The sequence below is a fragment of the Rheinheimera soli genome (assembly GCF_021290985.1).
GTDB lineage: Bacteria > Pseudomonadota > Gammaproteobacteria > Enterobacterales > Alteromonadaceae > Pararheinheimera > Pararheinheimera soli.
Map to the genome: position 1 here is coordinate 111224 of NZ_JAJOYU010000011.1, position 14797 is coordinate 126020.

The following is a 14797-nucleotide window of genomic DNA, read 5'->3' on the forward strand; positions in this document are numbered from 1 at the left end:
TGATGAAAAATTTAGTATTAGCCTTAATCGCTATCCTGGGTATTGGAGTGGTGTCTTCAGTCTTTGTTATCCCTGAAGGCGAACGCGGTATAGTCATTCGTTTTGGTAAAATCCAGCGTGATGACGCCGAACTGGTGCGCGTATTTGAGCCTGGTCTGCATTTTAAAGTGCCGCTGATTGAAAACGTTCGTAAACTTGACGCCCGTATCCAGACATTGGCCGATCCGTCGTCTGACCGTTTTGTCACAGCTGAGAAAAAAGACTTATTGGTCGACAGCTATGTAAAATGGCGTATTGCCGACTTTGGTAAGTATTTCTTATCCACAGGCGGTAATTTATCTCAGGCTGAAGTGCTGTTAAAGCAGTACATCAACAACGGTTTACGTACTGAGTTTGGTAGCCGTACCATTCAGGAAATTGTGTCAGGCGAGCGTACTCAACTGATGCAACGTGCGATGGAACAGGCCGGCGCTGCTGCAAAAGAATTAGGTATTGATATCCTTGACGTTCGTGTGAAGAAAATCAATTTACCTGACGAAATCAGTAACTCCATTTTCCAACGTATGCGTGCTGAGCGTACTGCAGTGGCAAAAGAACACCGCAGCCGTGGTATGGAACAGTCTGAAATTATCAAAGCTGACGTAGATGCCCGCGTAACTATTATGGTGGCCGACGCTGAGCGTAACTCTCGTACTGTGCGTGGTGAAGGTGATGCTTCTGCTGCAAAAGTTTATGCAGATGTGTACAGCAAAAACAGCGAGTTCTACAGTTTCGTTCGTAGTTTAGAAGCCTATAAAAACAGCTTCCAGAACAAAAACGACGTGATGGTGATCCAGCCAGACAACGACTTCTTCAAATATATGAAGTCAGACAAAGTGCAAAACTAAGCTGACAACAGCTGGTTTTCACTAAATAGAAAAGGCCCTGCGGGGCCTTTTCTATTTAAACTACTTTCGGTTACTCTGCCTGTGTCTTTCGTAAGGATTTTGATATGTATCAGCAGTTTTATCAGCACTTCTTAAAAGCCAACCCGGGTAAACAACATTTTGCCTGTCACTCCCATCATTATTGGCCTGACGTGACCCGTGACGCTACCTTGGCGTACTGGGATGACACCGCTTGCTTAGTGGATGATAAATGGGATTTGGTGTTTGGTGAAAAAGTGCCAGCGGTACAACAACATATAGCCCGAATTTTAAAGCTGCCAGAGCCTGAGCAAATTGTGTTTGCGCCTAATACCCATGAATTTGTTATGCGTTTATTAAGCTGCTTTGACTGGTCCAAACCTTTGACAGTGGTCACCACGGACAGCGAGTTCCATAGCTTTCATCGTCAGATCAACCGCCTCTCTGAGTTAACCACAGTCAATGTGATTCGAGTGCCGACTGAACCTTTTGCCAGCTTTTCAGAGCGATTAGCGGCCGCAGTTGTAGCTCAGCCTGTTGATCTGGTGTTCTTCAGTCAGGTGTTTTTTAACTCTGGTGTTGGTATTAAAGACTTAACTGCATTGGTACAGGCGCTGGATAAAATCACAGACGCTATGATAGTGGTCGATGGTTATCATGGTTTTATGGCGGTGCCGACTGATTTATCTGCTATAGCAGAGCGCGTTTTTTATCTGGCTGGTAGTTATAAATATGCACAGGGGGGTGAAGGTTGCTGTTTTATGGCTGTGCCAAAAAGCAGTGAACACAGACCCATCTACACAGGCTGGTTTGCTGAATTTGGTGAACTGGCAAAGGCCAAACAAGGCCAGGTGCAATACGCCAACAACGGCTATCGGTTTGCCGGAGCTACTATGGATTGTTCGGCCTTGTACCGTGTGCTGGCGGTATTTGACTTGTATCAGCAGCAAGGCCTTAGCGTAGAAAAAGTGCAAGCCTATATCCAAAACCTGCAACAGGCTTTTCTTCGCTTACTGGATGAAATACAGCATCCACTGTTAAATCGTCAGCATTTACTGGATAAACAAGATCAGCAACAAGGTCAGTTTTTAACTTTTCGTTTTGCCGCTGGCGACGTTGCCCGTATTGCTGCTGCATTAAAGCAGCAGGGCATCATGACGGATTATAGGGGTGACAGACTGCGTTTTGGATTTGCTTTGTATCACAATGCAGCAGATTACAATTTGTCTTGTTTAAAGGATATTGGCTAAATGGCTGACTATTGGTGGGCCGCTCTAGGGCTGGTTCTGATCATTGAAGGTTTGGGCCCTATGTTTTTTCCGAACAGATGGCGTTCATACCTACGAAAAATTGCAGATCAACCTACAATACAGATGCAACAGCTGGGCGGGTTTTTGGTGATTGCCGGAGTTTTACTGCTGATTTTCTTTGCGCCATAAGCATTTTTTGCCCCTTTAGTTGTTGAAAAAGAACCAGAAAGAAAATATCTGGTTTTTTTTTCTCAATCGCGCTGAACTTTGGTTGTTAATTTGGTAGAATCCCCGCCTAATTTTTCTCCATGATGTAGGAACCATGGCCAAAAACGTTGTCGTACTCGGAACCCAATGGGGTGACGAAGGAAAAGGAAAAATCGTTGACTTGTTAACTGACAAGGCAAGCTATGTGGTGCGCTATCAAGGCGGCCATAATGCCGGTCATACGTTAGTAATAGACGGTGAAAAAACGGTATTACATTTGATCCCATCAGGTGTTTTACGTGCAAACGTAAAATGTGTGATTGGTAACGGTGTAGTGTTATCCCCTGAAGCTTTATTGAAAGAGATGGCCATGCTGGAACAAAAAGGTGTTCCGGTGAAAGAGCGTCTGTTGTTGAGCGAAGCTTGTCCGTTAATCCTGCCTTTCCATGTGGCTTTGGATAAAGCGCGCGAAGTAGCCCGTGGCGATAAGCCAATTGGTACTACAGGTCGTGGCATTGGTCCAGCCTATGAAGACAAAGTAGCGCGTCGTGGTCTGCGTGTAGGTGATTTGTTTAATCCTGAATTATTTGCTGAAAAGCTGAAAGTTCTGATGGATTTGCACAACTTCACTTTAACTCAGTACTACAAAGTGGATGCGATTGATTTCCAAACTACTTTAGACAACGCTTTAGCTATAGCTGATGTGTTAAAGCCTATGGTAGTAGACGTGACCGATTTACTGGATAAAGCTCGTAAGGCCGGTAAAGAAATCATGTTTGAAGGTGCCCAGGGTACTTTATTAGACATTGACCACGGTACTTACCCCTATGTGACCTCGTCTAACACTACTGCTGGTGGCGTAGCTACTGGTGCTGGTTTTGGCCCACGTTATTTAGACTATGTGTTAGGTATTGTGAAAGCTTATACCACCCGCGTGGGTTCAGGCCCGTTCCCAACAGAACTGGACTGTGAAGTCGGTGAACACTTAGGTGTGAAAGGCCATGAATTTGGCGCAACTACTGGCCGTAAACGCCGCTGTGGTTGGTTTGATGCAGTTGCAGTGAAACGTGCTGTGCAGTTAAACAGTATCTCAGGATTCTGCTTAACTAAGCTCGACGTTTTAGATGGCTTAAGTGTTGTCAAAATTTGTATTGGCTATAAAGCAGCTGACGGTTCTATCACTGATGTGCCGCCAATGGCAGCTGAAGGCTATGAAGTCGTTACTCCGGTGTTTGAAGAAATGCCGGGCTGGACCCAAAGTACTTTTGGTGTACAGAAGCTGGAAGAGTTGCCAGTTGAAGCTCGCAACTACATTACGCGTCTGGAAGAGATCACTGGTGTACCTATTGATATTATTTCAACAGGCCCGGATCGTATTCAGACCATCACGCTGCGTCATCCATTTGCCGTTTAATCCACGGTAAATAGAAAAAACGCTGCCATGTGCAGCGTTTTTGCTTTTAGAGCAGGCTATTTTGCTCTGCGAACTAAACAGGATATGCTGGTGTCAGAACACTGTCTTTTGCGATGGCCTGATTTTTGTATGTTTTTTATCTAAGTGTATAAATATCAGTGGCTATGGCCCGGGGTAACTATGAAGTTTTGTTGTTTAGTCTTAAGTTCAGTTCTTGCGCTGCTTAGCTTGCCTGCCAAAACACAGGAAGTAACAGTAGTACAGCTTTATACTCAGGATGAACTGCTGGATTTAATTAAACAAAATGTGCATTTACAGCGGGTGCAAAAAGATGACTGCCAGCTGGTGAATGATATTCAGGCCAGAGCAGATGTGATGAAAGTGCCAGCCTACCAATTTTTATATGGTGATATGCTGGCCTTTGGCGTTTGTGTGAAAAAAGACGTTGAACGCGGCTGGGATTTAATGCAACAGGCTGCATCTCAGGGTTTACCTGAAGCACTGGAGCAAGTTGGGCGCTATTATCATATTGGCCGTTTTGTTCAGCAGGATAACAGCAAAGCTGTGTTATATCTGCGTGAAGCAGCAGGTTTGGGCAACTTAAAAGCGCAAATGCGTTTTGCCCAAATGCTGATTAAAGGCGATGCCAGTCCTTTAGATATGGAAGATTGTTACCGTTGGCTGCATCACACCGTGATCGCCGACACCAAAACGCACCAAGAGGTGCAACAGCTGTTAGCTCAGCTGGCGAATAAAATGCCGGGTGCTGCGCTAACGAGGGCCAAAAGGCCATTGTAGTGAAAAATTCACCTGTGACTGCTACACTGCAGGCTGAATTAGTGAAAAAGAGAAAACATGACGGTCAAAGATCCGCATCTTGCGCGTGAGCAAGAAAAATATGAAAACCCCATCCCTAGTCGGGAATTTATCCTCGAACACTTAAAGCAGCGGCAACAACCTGCCTACTTTGAAGAGTTGGCCGCTGAATTAAAGCTGACAGACGATGAAGCGATGTTTGCGCTGAAAAAACGTCTGCGCGCCATGGAACGTGACGGCCAGTTGCTGTTTAACAAAAGCAAACGCTATGGTCTGGTCGACGACCTGGATTTAGTCAAAGGTACTGTGTTAGGTCACCGCGATGGTTTTGGCTTCTTAAAGCTGGAACAAGGTGGTCCAGACTGGTTTATTCCTAACTTTGAAATGAAACGTCTGCTGCATGGCGACGTGGTGCTGGCATCGAAAAGCGATTTTGCCAGCCGCGACAAAGTGGAAGCCCGTATAGTCCGCATTTTAGAAGCCCGTAATGAACCTATAGTAGGCCGTTACTTTAAAGATTTTGCTTTAGGTGTTGTGGTGCCAGACGATCCACGTCTGAGCCAGGACATTGTGATACCACCAGGTGAAGAAGGCGCAGCGCGTCATGGTCAGGTGGTGTTGGTTGAAATCAGCCAGCGACCAAGCAAAAGAGTCAACGCTGTAGGGAAAGTGATTGAAGTGCTGGGCGAACATATGGCGCCTGGTATGGAAATCGAAATCGCTATTCGTAACCATCAAATACCCCACGAGTTTTCCAAAGCTGTTGAACAGCAAGTGGCGGGCTATGGTACTGAAGTACCGATGGAAGCTAAGGCTGGCCGTGTTGATTTGACGCAATTGGGTTTAATCACTATAGATGGTGAAGATGCCCGTGACTTCGATGACGCTGTGTACTGTGAACGCAAAGCCGATGGCGGCTGGCATTTATGGGTCGCTATAGCGGACGTTAGTGCTTATGTCATGCCAGATACTCCGCTGGATAAAGAAGCGCTGGAACGTGGTAACTCGGTGTATTTCCCGGACCATGTGGTTCCTATGCTGCCTGAAGTGTTATCCAACGGTTTATGTTCACTGAATCCGCATACAGACCGGCTTTGTTTCGTTGCTGAAATGCATATCAGCAAACAAGGCAAACTGGACGGTTATCAGTTTTATGAAGCTGTGATGCATTCCAGTGCACGTCTGACCTACAACAAGGTTCACGCTATATTAGAAGGTGATCCGAAGTTACGTCAGCAGTACGAAGCTAACCTAACCAATATCGATAACCTGTTTTCGCTGTATAAACAAATGGCGAAAGTACGGGCCGAACGGGGTGCTATTGAATTTGAAACGGTAGAAACCCGTTTTATCTTTAACAGCCATCGTAAAATTGAACAGATAGTGCCAATTCACCGTAACGAAGCACATAAGATCATTGAAGAATGTATGATTTTAGCCAACGTTTCGGCTGCTAAGCTGATTGAAAAACATGAAGCTTTTGCCTTGTTCCGTGTGCATGAGCGCCCGGACGCGGATCGTTTTGCCAACTTCAGACGTTTCCTTGCTGAATTAGGTATTGAAGCCAATCTGCCGGTGGAACCAACACCTTTGGATCTGATGCTGACCTTGCAAAAACTGCAGGACAGACCGGATAAAGAGCTGATTGAAACCACTATGCTGCGCTCAATGAAGCAGGCTGTGTATCAGGGCGATAACTTAGGCCACTTTGGTCTGGCGTTAGAAGCTTATGCACACTTTACCTCGCCTATTCGTCGTTATCCGGATCTGGTATTGCACCGTGCTATTAAAGCCATTTTGCAAACACAGGGTCAGAAAGTGACTGGGCCTAAAGGCTACACTGAAAAACAAATTCATCCTTTGGGTGAACAATGTTCGATGACAGAACGCCGTGCTGACGATGCAACCCGTGAAGTAGCCGATTGGCTGAAATGTGAGTATATGCAGGATCACATTGGTGACAGCTTCAAAGGTGTGGTCTCTACCGTCACTAACTTTGGTTTGTTTGTCCGTATCAGCGACTTGTATATCGAAGGTTTAGTGCATGTCACTTCGCTCCAGAACGACTATTACCACTTTGATACTGAGCGTCAGGTGCTGAAAGGCGAGCATAGCAATGTGCAATACCGTATGGGTGACCTGATTGAAGTCAAAGTGTTGGCGGTGAACCTGGAAGCGCGCAAAATTGATTTAGGCATAGTGGGCATGGAAAAACGCACTACCTCGAATCGCAAAGTCAGCGCCAGTAAAAAGGCGGCCATGACACCTGCGGAAGAAAAAGCCTCAATGCGCAAAAAAGGCGCCCGTAAAGCCGGTGTAGAGCAAACAGCTCCGGGTAACGCGGATAGAAAGCCCGCAGGTAAAAAGCCTGCAGCGAAAAAGCCAGCGGGTAGCAAACCAGCAGCAAAAAGTCCGGCAGCGAAAAGCCCAGCAGGTCCACGGCCTGGTAAAGCACCGCGTAAACGTAAGTAGCAAAAGCAATAGGCTGGTGTTTTTGCTACACTAGCCGACAGTTAAACCAAAGCCCGGTGTTACCGGGCTTTGCTATTTCAATTGAGGTTGCGATGAGCGCAGATTTTGTATTTGGTATTCATGCGGTAAGTGCGTTATTTGAACGTGCGCCGGAAGATGTTCTTGAACTTTTTATCTTAAAAGACAAAGACGATCAGCGTTTACAGCCGCTGCTGAAATTCGCCCGTGATTTTGGCGTGTCAGTGCAATACTGCAACCGCAGAGCTTTGGATGAAAAGGTCAATGGCGCGCAGCATCAGGGCGTGGTGGCAAGAGCCCGCGCTCAGCAAACCGGCAACGAGCAGGATTTAGCCCGTATTATCGCTGAGCAATCTAGTCCTTTTATTCTGATTTTAGATGGCATTACCGACCCACATAACTTAGGTGCTATTTTACGTAGTGCTGATGCGGCTGGAGTACATGCAGTGGTCGCTCCTAAAGACCGTTCAGTCAAAGTAACTCCTGTAGTACGTAAAGTCGCTTGTGGCGCTGCTGAAGTAGTGCCTTTTATTACGGTGACTAACTTAGCCCGCACTATTCGTGAGTTAAAAGACGCTGGTATTTGGGTGGTAGGTGCTGCTGGTGAAACCGACACCACTATTTATCAAACCAAGCTAAATGGTCCTCTGGCCATAGCTTTGGGCGCTGAAGGCGATGGTTTACGCCGTCTGACCCGAGAGCATTGTGATTCGCTGATGAAGATCCCAATGTTTGGTTCTGTATCAAGCTTAAACGTATCGGTCGCGACTGGTATCTGCTTATTTGAAGCCGTGCGTCAGCGTCAGTAATCCGGTTATGGGGTCAGCCTTGTGGCCAGACCCCAAGTATTCTAACCCTTGCTAAGCAGGGCCGGATCTAATAACTTTTCTAACTCTGCTCTGCTGTAACTGGTTTGTTCTACTGCGACATCAATGACAGGCCGTTTTTCTTTGTACGCCTGCTTGGCAATATCTGCTGCTTTTAAATAGCCAATCAATGGATTCAGCGCAGTCACCAGAATAGGGTTACGCGATAAAGCCTCATCAATCTTGTCTTTTTGCACCGTAAAACCTGCTATGGCCTTTTCACCTAAGGCAGCGCTTGCAGAACTTAACAGCTCGAGGCTCTGTAAGATGTTATGGGCTATGACGGGCAACATCACATTCAGCTCAAAGTTGCCAGACTGGCCAGCGACTGTAATAGTGCTGTCATTGCCTATCACTTGAGCTGCCACCATGGCCACAGCCTCAGGGATCACCGGATTGACCTTGCCCGGCATAATGGAAGAACCAGGTTGCAAAGCCGGCAGGGCTATTTCGCCTAAACCTGCTAATGGGCCAGAGTTCATCCAACGTAAGTCATTGGCTATTTTCATTAACGCCACAGCCAGCACTTTGGTCGCACCTGATAAAGCCACAATAGCGTCTTGCGAGCCTAAACTTAAAAAGAAGTTAGAACTGGGTTTGAATTTTAAACCTGTCTGGCTACTTAGCTTCTTACAAAACAAAGCAGCAAAATCCGGATGGGCATTAATGCCTGTGCCTACAGCTGTGCCGCCCTGAGCCAATGCTAATACCTGCTGCTGTGCAAACTCCAGTTGCTGCCGGGCATGGGCAATTTGGGCCTGCCAGCCGGATAACACCTGAGCAAAAGTCACTGGCATAGCATCCATCAGATGAGTGCGACCTGTTTTGACGATATGCCCAACTTCTTGAGCTTTAGTCGCTATGACAGCTTCCAGCCTGGTCAGCGCCTCAATTAACTGATGGTTGGCAACAGCAGCACTTAAATGAATGGCGGTTGGGATCACATCATTGCTGCTTTGACCCAGATTAATATGATCGTTGGGGCTGATAGCAAGGCCTGAACTTTTGCTGGCTAAAGTCGCCAGCACTTCATTGACGTTCATATTGGTGCTGGTGCCAGAACCCGTCTGAAACAGATCGATAGGGTAGTGCGCCATATCCAGTTCAAGCAGTTGTTGCTCTGCGGCAGAATTGATAGCAGATGCAATCTGTGGTTCCAGTAACTTCAGCTCAAGATTGGCGGCGGCGGCGGCTTGTTTAACTCGAAGCACGGCTTTAATAAAAGCCGGAGGCATAGTCAAAGGGCTGATTTGAAAATTATCCAAAGCGCGTTGGGTTTGCGCCTGATACAAGGCCTCTGCAGGCAATTGCACTTCACCCATACTGTCGCGTTCTGTTCTAAAGCTCATGACTTTATTCCTGTTTATTTATTGCTCAGTTGGAAATGTTATGGGGGCTTTTCCGTTAAATAGCAATATCTCCGCAGAATTGACGCTATAGCCTGATAAAAATCCGTGTTGTAGCTTGTTTTAACAGCAAGAAACCCCTAGAATACCGCCCCTTCGACCATCCAGAACGTTCCTTGCCTCTATGCGAGTCTGGTCGAGCTCACCCGAGGCTAACTAACCGTAAGGAGCTACAATGCGTCATTACGAAATCGTGTTTATGGTTCACCCAGATCAAAGTGAACAAGTTCCAGGAATGATCGAGCGTTACACTGGCGCGATCAAAGAAGCTGGTGGTTCAATTCACCGCTTAGAAGACTGGGGCCGTCGTCAATTAGCTTATCCAATCGAAAAGCTGCACAAAGCTCACTATGTTCTGATGAACGTAGAAGCGCCACAGGCAGTAATTGACGAGCTGGAAACTAACTTCCGCTTCAACGACGCTGTATTGCGTAACCTGATCATGCGCACTAACACTGCCGTGACTGAGCCATCACCAATGGCCAAGGTACGTGATGAACGTCGTGACCGTGCTCCTCGTGATTCAGATGAGCTGGTAGCAAACGACGAGTAATTTGCAGATGGACAATAGCCTGGTTGTGACTGGCACTATATGCCGTCAGGTAGACCACAGCGAAAGTCCGGCCGGTATTCCTCACAGTTATTTAGTGATTGAGCACCAATCAGTGCAGCAGGAAGCCGGTTTTAACCGTCAGGTTTATGTCAGATTACAAGTGGTCTGTGCAGGAGCCGGGTTAGCGCAACAAACTCACAATTTGAAACTGGGAAACAAAGTTCGGGTGACAGGTTTTTTAAACCGGCATCAGAGCCGCAGCGGTCAGTCTAAACTGGTGCTGCATGCCCAACAGATTGAAATATTAAGTTAGGAGAAGTTTCATGGCTCGTTATTTCCGTCGCCGTAAATTCTGCCGTTTCTCTGCAGAAGGCGTGATTGAGATCGATTACAAAGATACAGCTACGTTAAAAAATTATGTCACTGAAAGTGGCAAAATTGTCCCAAGCCGTATCACTGGTACCAGCGCTAAGTATCAACGTCAATTAGCACGCGCTATCAAACGCGCACGCTACCTGGCCTTGTTACCATACAGCGATTCACATAGCTAACAGCGACTGGTTAAACCGTATACAGAGAGGGTATTACAATGGAAATTATTCTGTTGGACAAAGTTGCTAACCTTGGTGGTTTAGGCGACAACGTAACTGTTAAATCTGGTTATGCTCGTAACTTCTTATTCCCACAGGGAAAAGCAGTTCCAGCGACCAAAGCTAACATCGAAAAATTTGAACAGCGTCGTGCTGAGTTAGAAGCCAAACTGGCTGAAACTTTAGCAACTTCTCAAGCTCGTGCTGAGAAAATCGCTGCTCTGGCTGAAGTGACTTTAGCTTCTAAAGCTGGTGACGAAGGCAAATTGTTCGGTTCAGTTGGTACACGCGATATCGCTGATGCTATCACTGCTGCAGGTGTTGCAGTAACGAAAGCTGAAGTGAAGTTACCTAACGGTACTATCCGTGAAACTGGCGAATTCAACATTGCGCTGCAGTTACACGCAGAAGTAACAGCTACTATCAAAGTAGTAGTGGTTGCTGAGGCTTAATAAGCCTTTTGGGCACACAAATTTGTGTGCCCAATTCTTCCCCCGCTTTGCCTTCGTTTTACGTTAAAAAAATTCCGCTTTACTGATTTTTCCAAACCGTCATACATGCTTTAATGGTAGGCTATCGCTCCCTGGCAGGTGCTATCAGCCTGTGATCTAATTTCTAGAACTTCTGGTGTTATGGACAATAAGCAAAGAGATAAACAAGTCGCTGCGGTAAAAATGCCGCCACATTCCATTGAAGCCGAGCAATCCGTCTTAGGCGGCTTAATGCTGGACAATGATGCCTGGGACAAGGTCTCAGAAAAAGTGGTAGAGCAGGACTTCTATTTACGTTCACACCGTTTTATTTTTTCTGCCATGTCGCGGGTGGCTGAAGCCAACCAGCCTATCGACTTAATTACAGTGTCTGAAACCTTAGAGCGTAGTCAGCAATTAGCCGACGTTGGTGGTTTTGCTTATCTGGGCGAAATTGCCAAAAACACTCCAAGTGCGGCCAATATTCTGGCGTATGCCGACATAGTGCGTGAACGCGCTGTGGTACGGGATATGATTTCAGTGGCGCACGACATTGCTGATGCAGGTTACGACCCGCAAGGTCGTAACAGTGCTGAACTACTCGATTTCGCTGAGACCAAAGTCTTTAAAATTGCTGAGCAGCGTGCTAATTCCAATGAAGGCCCTGAACCTATCAACAGCATTTTGTCGAAAACCATAGATAAAATTGACGAGCTGTTCCGTAACCCAAGTGCCGGTGGTTTAACTGGTGTATCCACGGGTTATATGGATCTGGATAAAATGACCAACGGTATGCAGCCGTCGGATCTAATCATAGTGGCGGCTCGTCCTTCTATGGGTAAAACCACTTTTGCGATGAACCTGTGTGAACACGCCGCTATTACCAGCGACAAGCCCGTGCTTATTTTCAGTTTAGAGATGCCGTCCGAACAAATTATGATGAGGATGCTGGCGTCGTTAGGCCGTATTGATCAAACCAAAGTGCGGACAGGCCAGCTAGACGACGAAGATTGGGCGCGTTTATCTTCTGCCATCGAATTGCTGAACAGCAAAGGCAAAATGTATATCGATGATGCTTCGGGTTTAACACCGACTGAAGTCCGCTCCCGTGCCCGTCGTGTGGCGCGTGAGCATGGTGGCCTGAGTATGATCATGGTCGACTACCTGCAGCTGATGACAGTGCCTGGCTTATCGGAAAACCGTACTTTAGAAATCGCCGAAATTTCGCGTTCACTGAAAGCCTTAGCCAAAGAGTTAAAAGTGCCAGTGGTAGCCTTATCGCAGCTAAACCGGAGTTTGGAACAACGGGCCGACAAGCGTCCGGTGAACTCCGACTTAAGGGAATCCGGTTCTATCGAGCAGGATGCTGACTTAATTATGTTTATCTACCGGGATGAGGTGTATCACGACGACAGCCCGGATAAAGGTACGGCCGAAGTCATCATAGGTAAACAGCGTAACGGCCCTATAGGGCGTATTCGTCTGACCTTCCATGGCCGGTATTCACGTTTTGATAATTACGCTGGTACTGCCCGTTTTGAGGACGAGTATTAATGAGTCGTCGTCCACAGGCCCGCATTGATTTAGCGGCCTTATTGCATAATTTACAACAAGTGCGTGCTGCAGCTCCCAACAGCAAAGTGCTGGCGGTATTAAAAGCCAATGCATACGGCCATGGTTTACTGAAAGTAGCTGAGCAACTCAAAGACGCCAGTGCTTTTGGTGTCGCACGTATAGATGAAGCCCTCATGCTGCGCGCTGGTGGCATAGTCAAACCTATAGTGCTACTGGAAGGTTTTTTCCATGCTGACGAATTACCACAGGTGGTCGCCAGTAACTTACAAGTCGTACTGCATCATACAAGTCAGGTTGAGGCATTAGTGGCCGCAGAGCTTGATTCACCTGTGCATGTCTGGTTGAAAATGGATAGCGGTATGCACCGTTTAGGTCTATTGCCACAAGAGTTTCTGCAGGCCTATCAGCAGTTGTGTCAAAGTGCTAATGTGATCCAGCCGATGCGTTTGATGACTCATTTTGCCAGTGCTGATGAACTGACGGTTGATAGCACCCAACAGCAGATCGATCTCTTTATGAAAACGGTTGAAGGTTTGGCAGGCGAGCTTTGCCTGGCCAATTCTGCTGGCACTTTGGTCTGGCCACAAAGCCACGGTCACTGGATCCGTCCTGGTTTAGCTTTATACGGTGTTTCGCCGATAGAGCATGGTAGAGCAGAGCAACATCAGCTAAAAGCCGTGATGAGCTTTAGTAGCAGCGTCATTGCTGTGCGTGACGTGAAGCAAGGAGATAAAATTGGTTATGGCGGTACCTGGACTGCACCAGCCGATACCCGCTTAGCTGTGGTCGCTGTGGGTTATGGTGATGGTTATCCAAGAGCGGCCAGCAATGGCTGTCCTGTACTGATTAAAGGCCAACGTTATCCAATAGTGGGTCGTGTCTCTATGGATATGACCACTGTGGATATTGGCAAGGCTGACGTGCAGATTGGTGATGAAGTGCTGTTATGGGGGGCTAATTTGCCGGTCGAAGAAATTGCAGAGCAGGTGCAGACTATTCCTTACGAGTTACTATGTAATATCACCAGCAGGGTCGAATTCCGCTATCTGAATGCAGAATCCTAAATAGCAAAAAGCCGACTTCAGTCGGCTTTTTTGTCGGTGCAGATCAGCTTATTCGTCGAAGCTGACTTCAATAAATACTTTGCCAAAATCTGAATCAAATGGCATCAGAATTTTCGCACCAGTGGTTTTATGAGTGATGGTGTGGCCTTTACCAGATACGACAACAGGCGTTGCCATACTGAATTCGTGGCCTTTTTCACCGAGAATACGTTTTGCGCCACCAGTCACCATGTTGGTGATTTCGCCAACCATATCGGTGACGTCTTCATTAATTTTGTCAGGTTTTTCGCCTAACATTCTGGACATGATTTCCAGCGCTAAAGATTCTTCAAAAGTGACTGAGAACGACCCTTTTGTAGTTGGGCCTATCATACCAATCAAACCTGATACTTCACCGCGAGCCTGTTCGTCTTTCTTTAATCGTGGCTGTCCTGGCACAATTGTCGTATTGGCCATGGTACCTAACACATTGACTAACGAAGAGAGAAACGGATTTACATACTCAACATTCATTTAATTAGCCTGTTCGGAGTCTGGACCTGATTGCATTGCCAACCTCAAGGTTAGGTGGCTATACGATATAACACAAGTCTAGCTTATTGTTTTGGTATGAATTTTTCTAAAATATTTACAATTTTATTCGGTTCTGCTCACTAAAATAGCCATTGAACCATCAAGGCGTCAAGCGTATTCAGTCATTTGCCGCTTTTTTAAGGCAGCTTTGGCAGCTTCCATGAGCTTCTACAGTTTGTCTTTGAATTAAAAAGCCTTTTTCAGAGGCTAATGCGACAAACTCTTGCTGTAATGGGGACGAATGTAACTCCTCCACATGACCACACTGATCACAGATTAACAGCTGTGCCGGATGATGCTGTTCAAAGTGATGACAGAGTAAAAACGCGTTGGTTGATTCAATTTTATGAATAAACCCCTGTTCTGTCAGAAAATCCAAAGCACGGTAAATAGTGGCAGGTTTAGCTGCGGGTTCACTGGCTTTTAATTGTTCGAGTAATTCATAGGCACCTATGCCGCCATGAGTTTCTGCCAACAAACGGAATACTTTTTCACGAATACTGGTAAAGCGTGCACCATTAACGTCACAAATATGGCGGGCCCTGGTGACCAAAGATTCAATCGACATAACGCAGCTCACTCCGGTAGCAATGGCGGCAGTTTATCACAGAAGTTTGT

At 46.6% G+C, this 14797-nt stretch carries 16 protein-coding genes; 13 read left to right on the plus strand and 3 right to left on the minus strand.

The window, feature by feature from the left end:
- The first annotated feature begins 2 nt into the window (after nucleotides 1–2).
- The 7 genes from hflC to rlmB all read left to right on the plus strand — a co-directional run bounded on the left by hflC (nucleotide 3) and on the right by rlmB (nucleotide 7891).
- Complete coding sequence (gene hflC / locus LSG37_RS09865; RefSeq protein ID WP_233079714.1) at nucleotides 3–887, plus strand: protease modulator HflC; 885 nt, start codon at nucleotides 3–5, stop codon at nucleotides 885–887.
- A 104-nt stretch (nucleotides 888–991) separates the two neighbouring features.
- Nucleotides 992–2155 (plus strand): aminotransferase class V-fold PLP-dependent enzyme, encoded by a 1164-nt coding sequence (locus LSG37_RS09870; protein WP_233079715.1) that lies wholly within the window; start codon nucleotides 992–994, stop codon nucleotides 2153–2155.
- The gene (locus LSG37_RS09875) at nucleotides 2156–2344 is read left to right on the plus strand and encodes a DUF2065 domain-containing protein (RefSeq protein WP_233079716.1); all 189 of its coding nucleotides are present in this window, start codon (nucleotides 2156–2158) and stop codon (nucleotides 2342–2344) included.
- Between the two features lie 133 nt (nucleotides 2345–2477).
- The gene (locus tag LSG37_RS09880; RefSeq protein ID WP_233079717.1) at nucleotides 2478–3776 is read left to right on the plus strand and encodes an adenylosuccinate synthase; all 1299 of its coding nucleotides are present in this window, start codon (nucleotides 2478–2480) and stop codon (nucleotides 3774–3776) included.
- 180 nt (nucleotides 3777–3956) lie between these two features.
- Nucleotides 3957–4574: a tetratricopeptide repeat protein gene (locus LSG37_RS09885; RefSeq protein ID WP_233079718.1), complete on the plus strand. Its 618-nt coding sequence runs from the start codon at nucleotides 3957–3959 to the stop codon at nucleotides 4572–4574.
- 57 nt (nucleotides 4575–4631) lie between these two features.
- The gene (gene rnr / locus LSG37_RS09890; protein WP_233079719.1) at nucleotides 4632–7064 is read left to right on the plus strand and encodes a ribonuclease R; all 2433 of its coding nucleotides are present in this window, start codon (nucleotides 4632–4634) and stop codon (nucleotides 7062–7064) included.
- A gap of 92 nt (nucleotides 7065–7156) precedes the next feature.
- Nucleotides 7157–7891 (plus strand): 23S rRNA (guanosine(2251)-2'-O)-methyltransferase RlmB, encoded by a 735-nt coding sequence (gene rlmB / locus LSG37_RS09895; protein ID WP_233079720.1) that lies wholly within the window; start codon nucleotides 7157–7159, stop codon nucleotides 7889–7891.
- Between the two features lie 41 nt (nucleotides 7892–7932).
- Here the strand turns inward: rlmB and LSG37_RS09900 are convergent, their stop codons facing one another.
- Complete coding sequence (locus LSG37_RS09900) at nucleotides 7933–9297, minus strand: class II fumarate hydratase (protein ID WP_233079721.1); 1365 nt, start codon at nucleotides 9295–9297, stop codon at nucleotides 7933–7935.
- Nucleotides 9298–9529: 232 nt separating this feature from the next.
- On the opposite strand from LSG37_RS09900, the gene rpsF reads away from it, so the two are divergent.
- The 6 genes from rpsF (at nucleotide 9530) to alr (ending at nucleotide 13606) form a co-directional block, all read left to right on the plus strand.
- Nucleotides 9530–9907: a 30S ribosomal protein S6 gene (rpsF, locus tag LSG37_RS09905; RefSeq protein ID WP_008899550.1), complete on the plus strand. Its 378-nt coding sequence runs from the start codon at nucleotides 9530–9532 to the stop codon at nucleotides 9905–9907.
- Nucleotides 9908–9914: 7 nt separating this feature from the next.
- Nucleotides 9915–10220 carry a primosomal replication protein N gene (gene priB / locus LSG37_RS09910; RefSeq protein ID WP_233007670.1) on the plus strand — a complete coding sequence of 102 codons (306 nt, stop codon included), beginning with the start codon at nucleotides 9915–9917 and terminating at the stop codon, nucleotides 10218–10220.
- A gap of 10 nt (nucleotides 10221–10230) precedes the next feature.
- A complete protein-coding gene (gene rpsR / locus LSG37_RS09915; protein ID WP_008899548.1) occupies nucleotides 10231–10458 on the plus strand; it encodes a 30S ribosomal protein S18 in 228 nt (75 codons plus the stop codon).
- Between the two features lie 38 nt (nucleotides 10459–10496).
- Entirely contained in the window at nucleotides 10497–10949 is a 453-nt protein-coding gene (gene rplI / locus LSG37_RS09920) for a 50S ribosomal protein L9 (protein WP_233079722.1), read from the plus strand.
- Between the two features lie 180 nt (nucleotides 10950–11129).
- Complete coding sequence (gene dnaB / locus LSG37_RS09925; RefSeq protein WP_233007672.1) at nucleotides 11130–12521, plus strand: replicative DNA helicase; 1392 nt, start codon at nucleotides 11130–11132, stop codon at nucleotides 12519–12521.
- Nucleotides 12521–13606, plus strand: coding sequence for an alanine racemase (gene alr / locus LSG37_RS09930; protein WP_233079723.1), 1086 nt, complete (start codon nucleotides 12521–12523; stop codon nucleotides 13604–13606). The genes dnaB and alr overlap by 1 nt, the downstream gene beginning before the upstream one ends.
- 48 nt (nucleotides 13607–13654) lie before the next feature.
- On the opposite strand, the gene LSG37_RS09935 is transcribed toward alr, so the two are convergent.
- Together LSG37_RS09935 and LSG37_RS09940 are read right to left on the minus strand one after the other, a co-directional pair.
- Nucleotides 13655–14119, minus strand: coding sequence for a chemotaxis protein CheX (locus tag LSG37_RS09935; protein WP_233079724.1), 465 nt, complete (start codon nucleotides 14117–14119; stop codon nucleotides 13655–13657).
- 178 nt (nucleotides 14120–14297) lie between these two features.
- Nucleotides 14298–14747 (minus strand): transcriptional repressor, encoded by a 450-nt coding sequence (locus LSG37_RS09940; protein WP_233079725.1) that lies wholly within the window; start codon nucleotides 14745–14747, stop codon nucleotides 14298–14300.
- Between the last annotated feature and the right edge of the window lie 50 nt (nucleotides 14748–14797).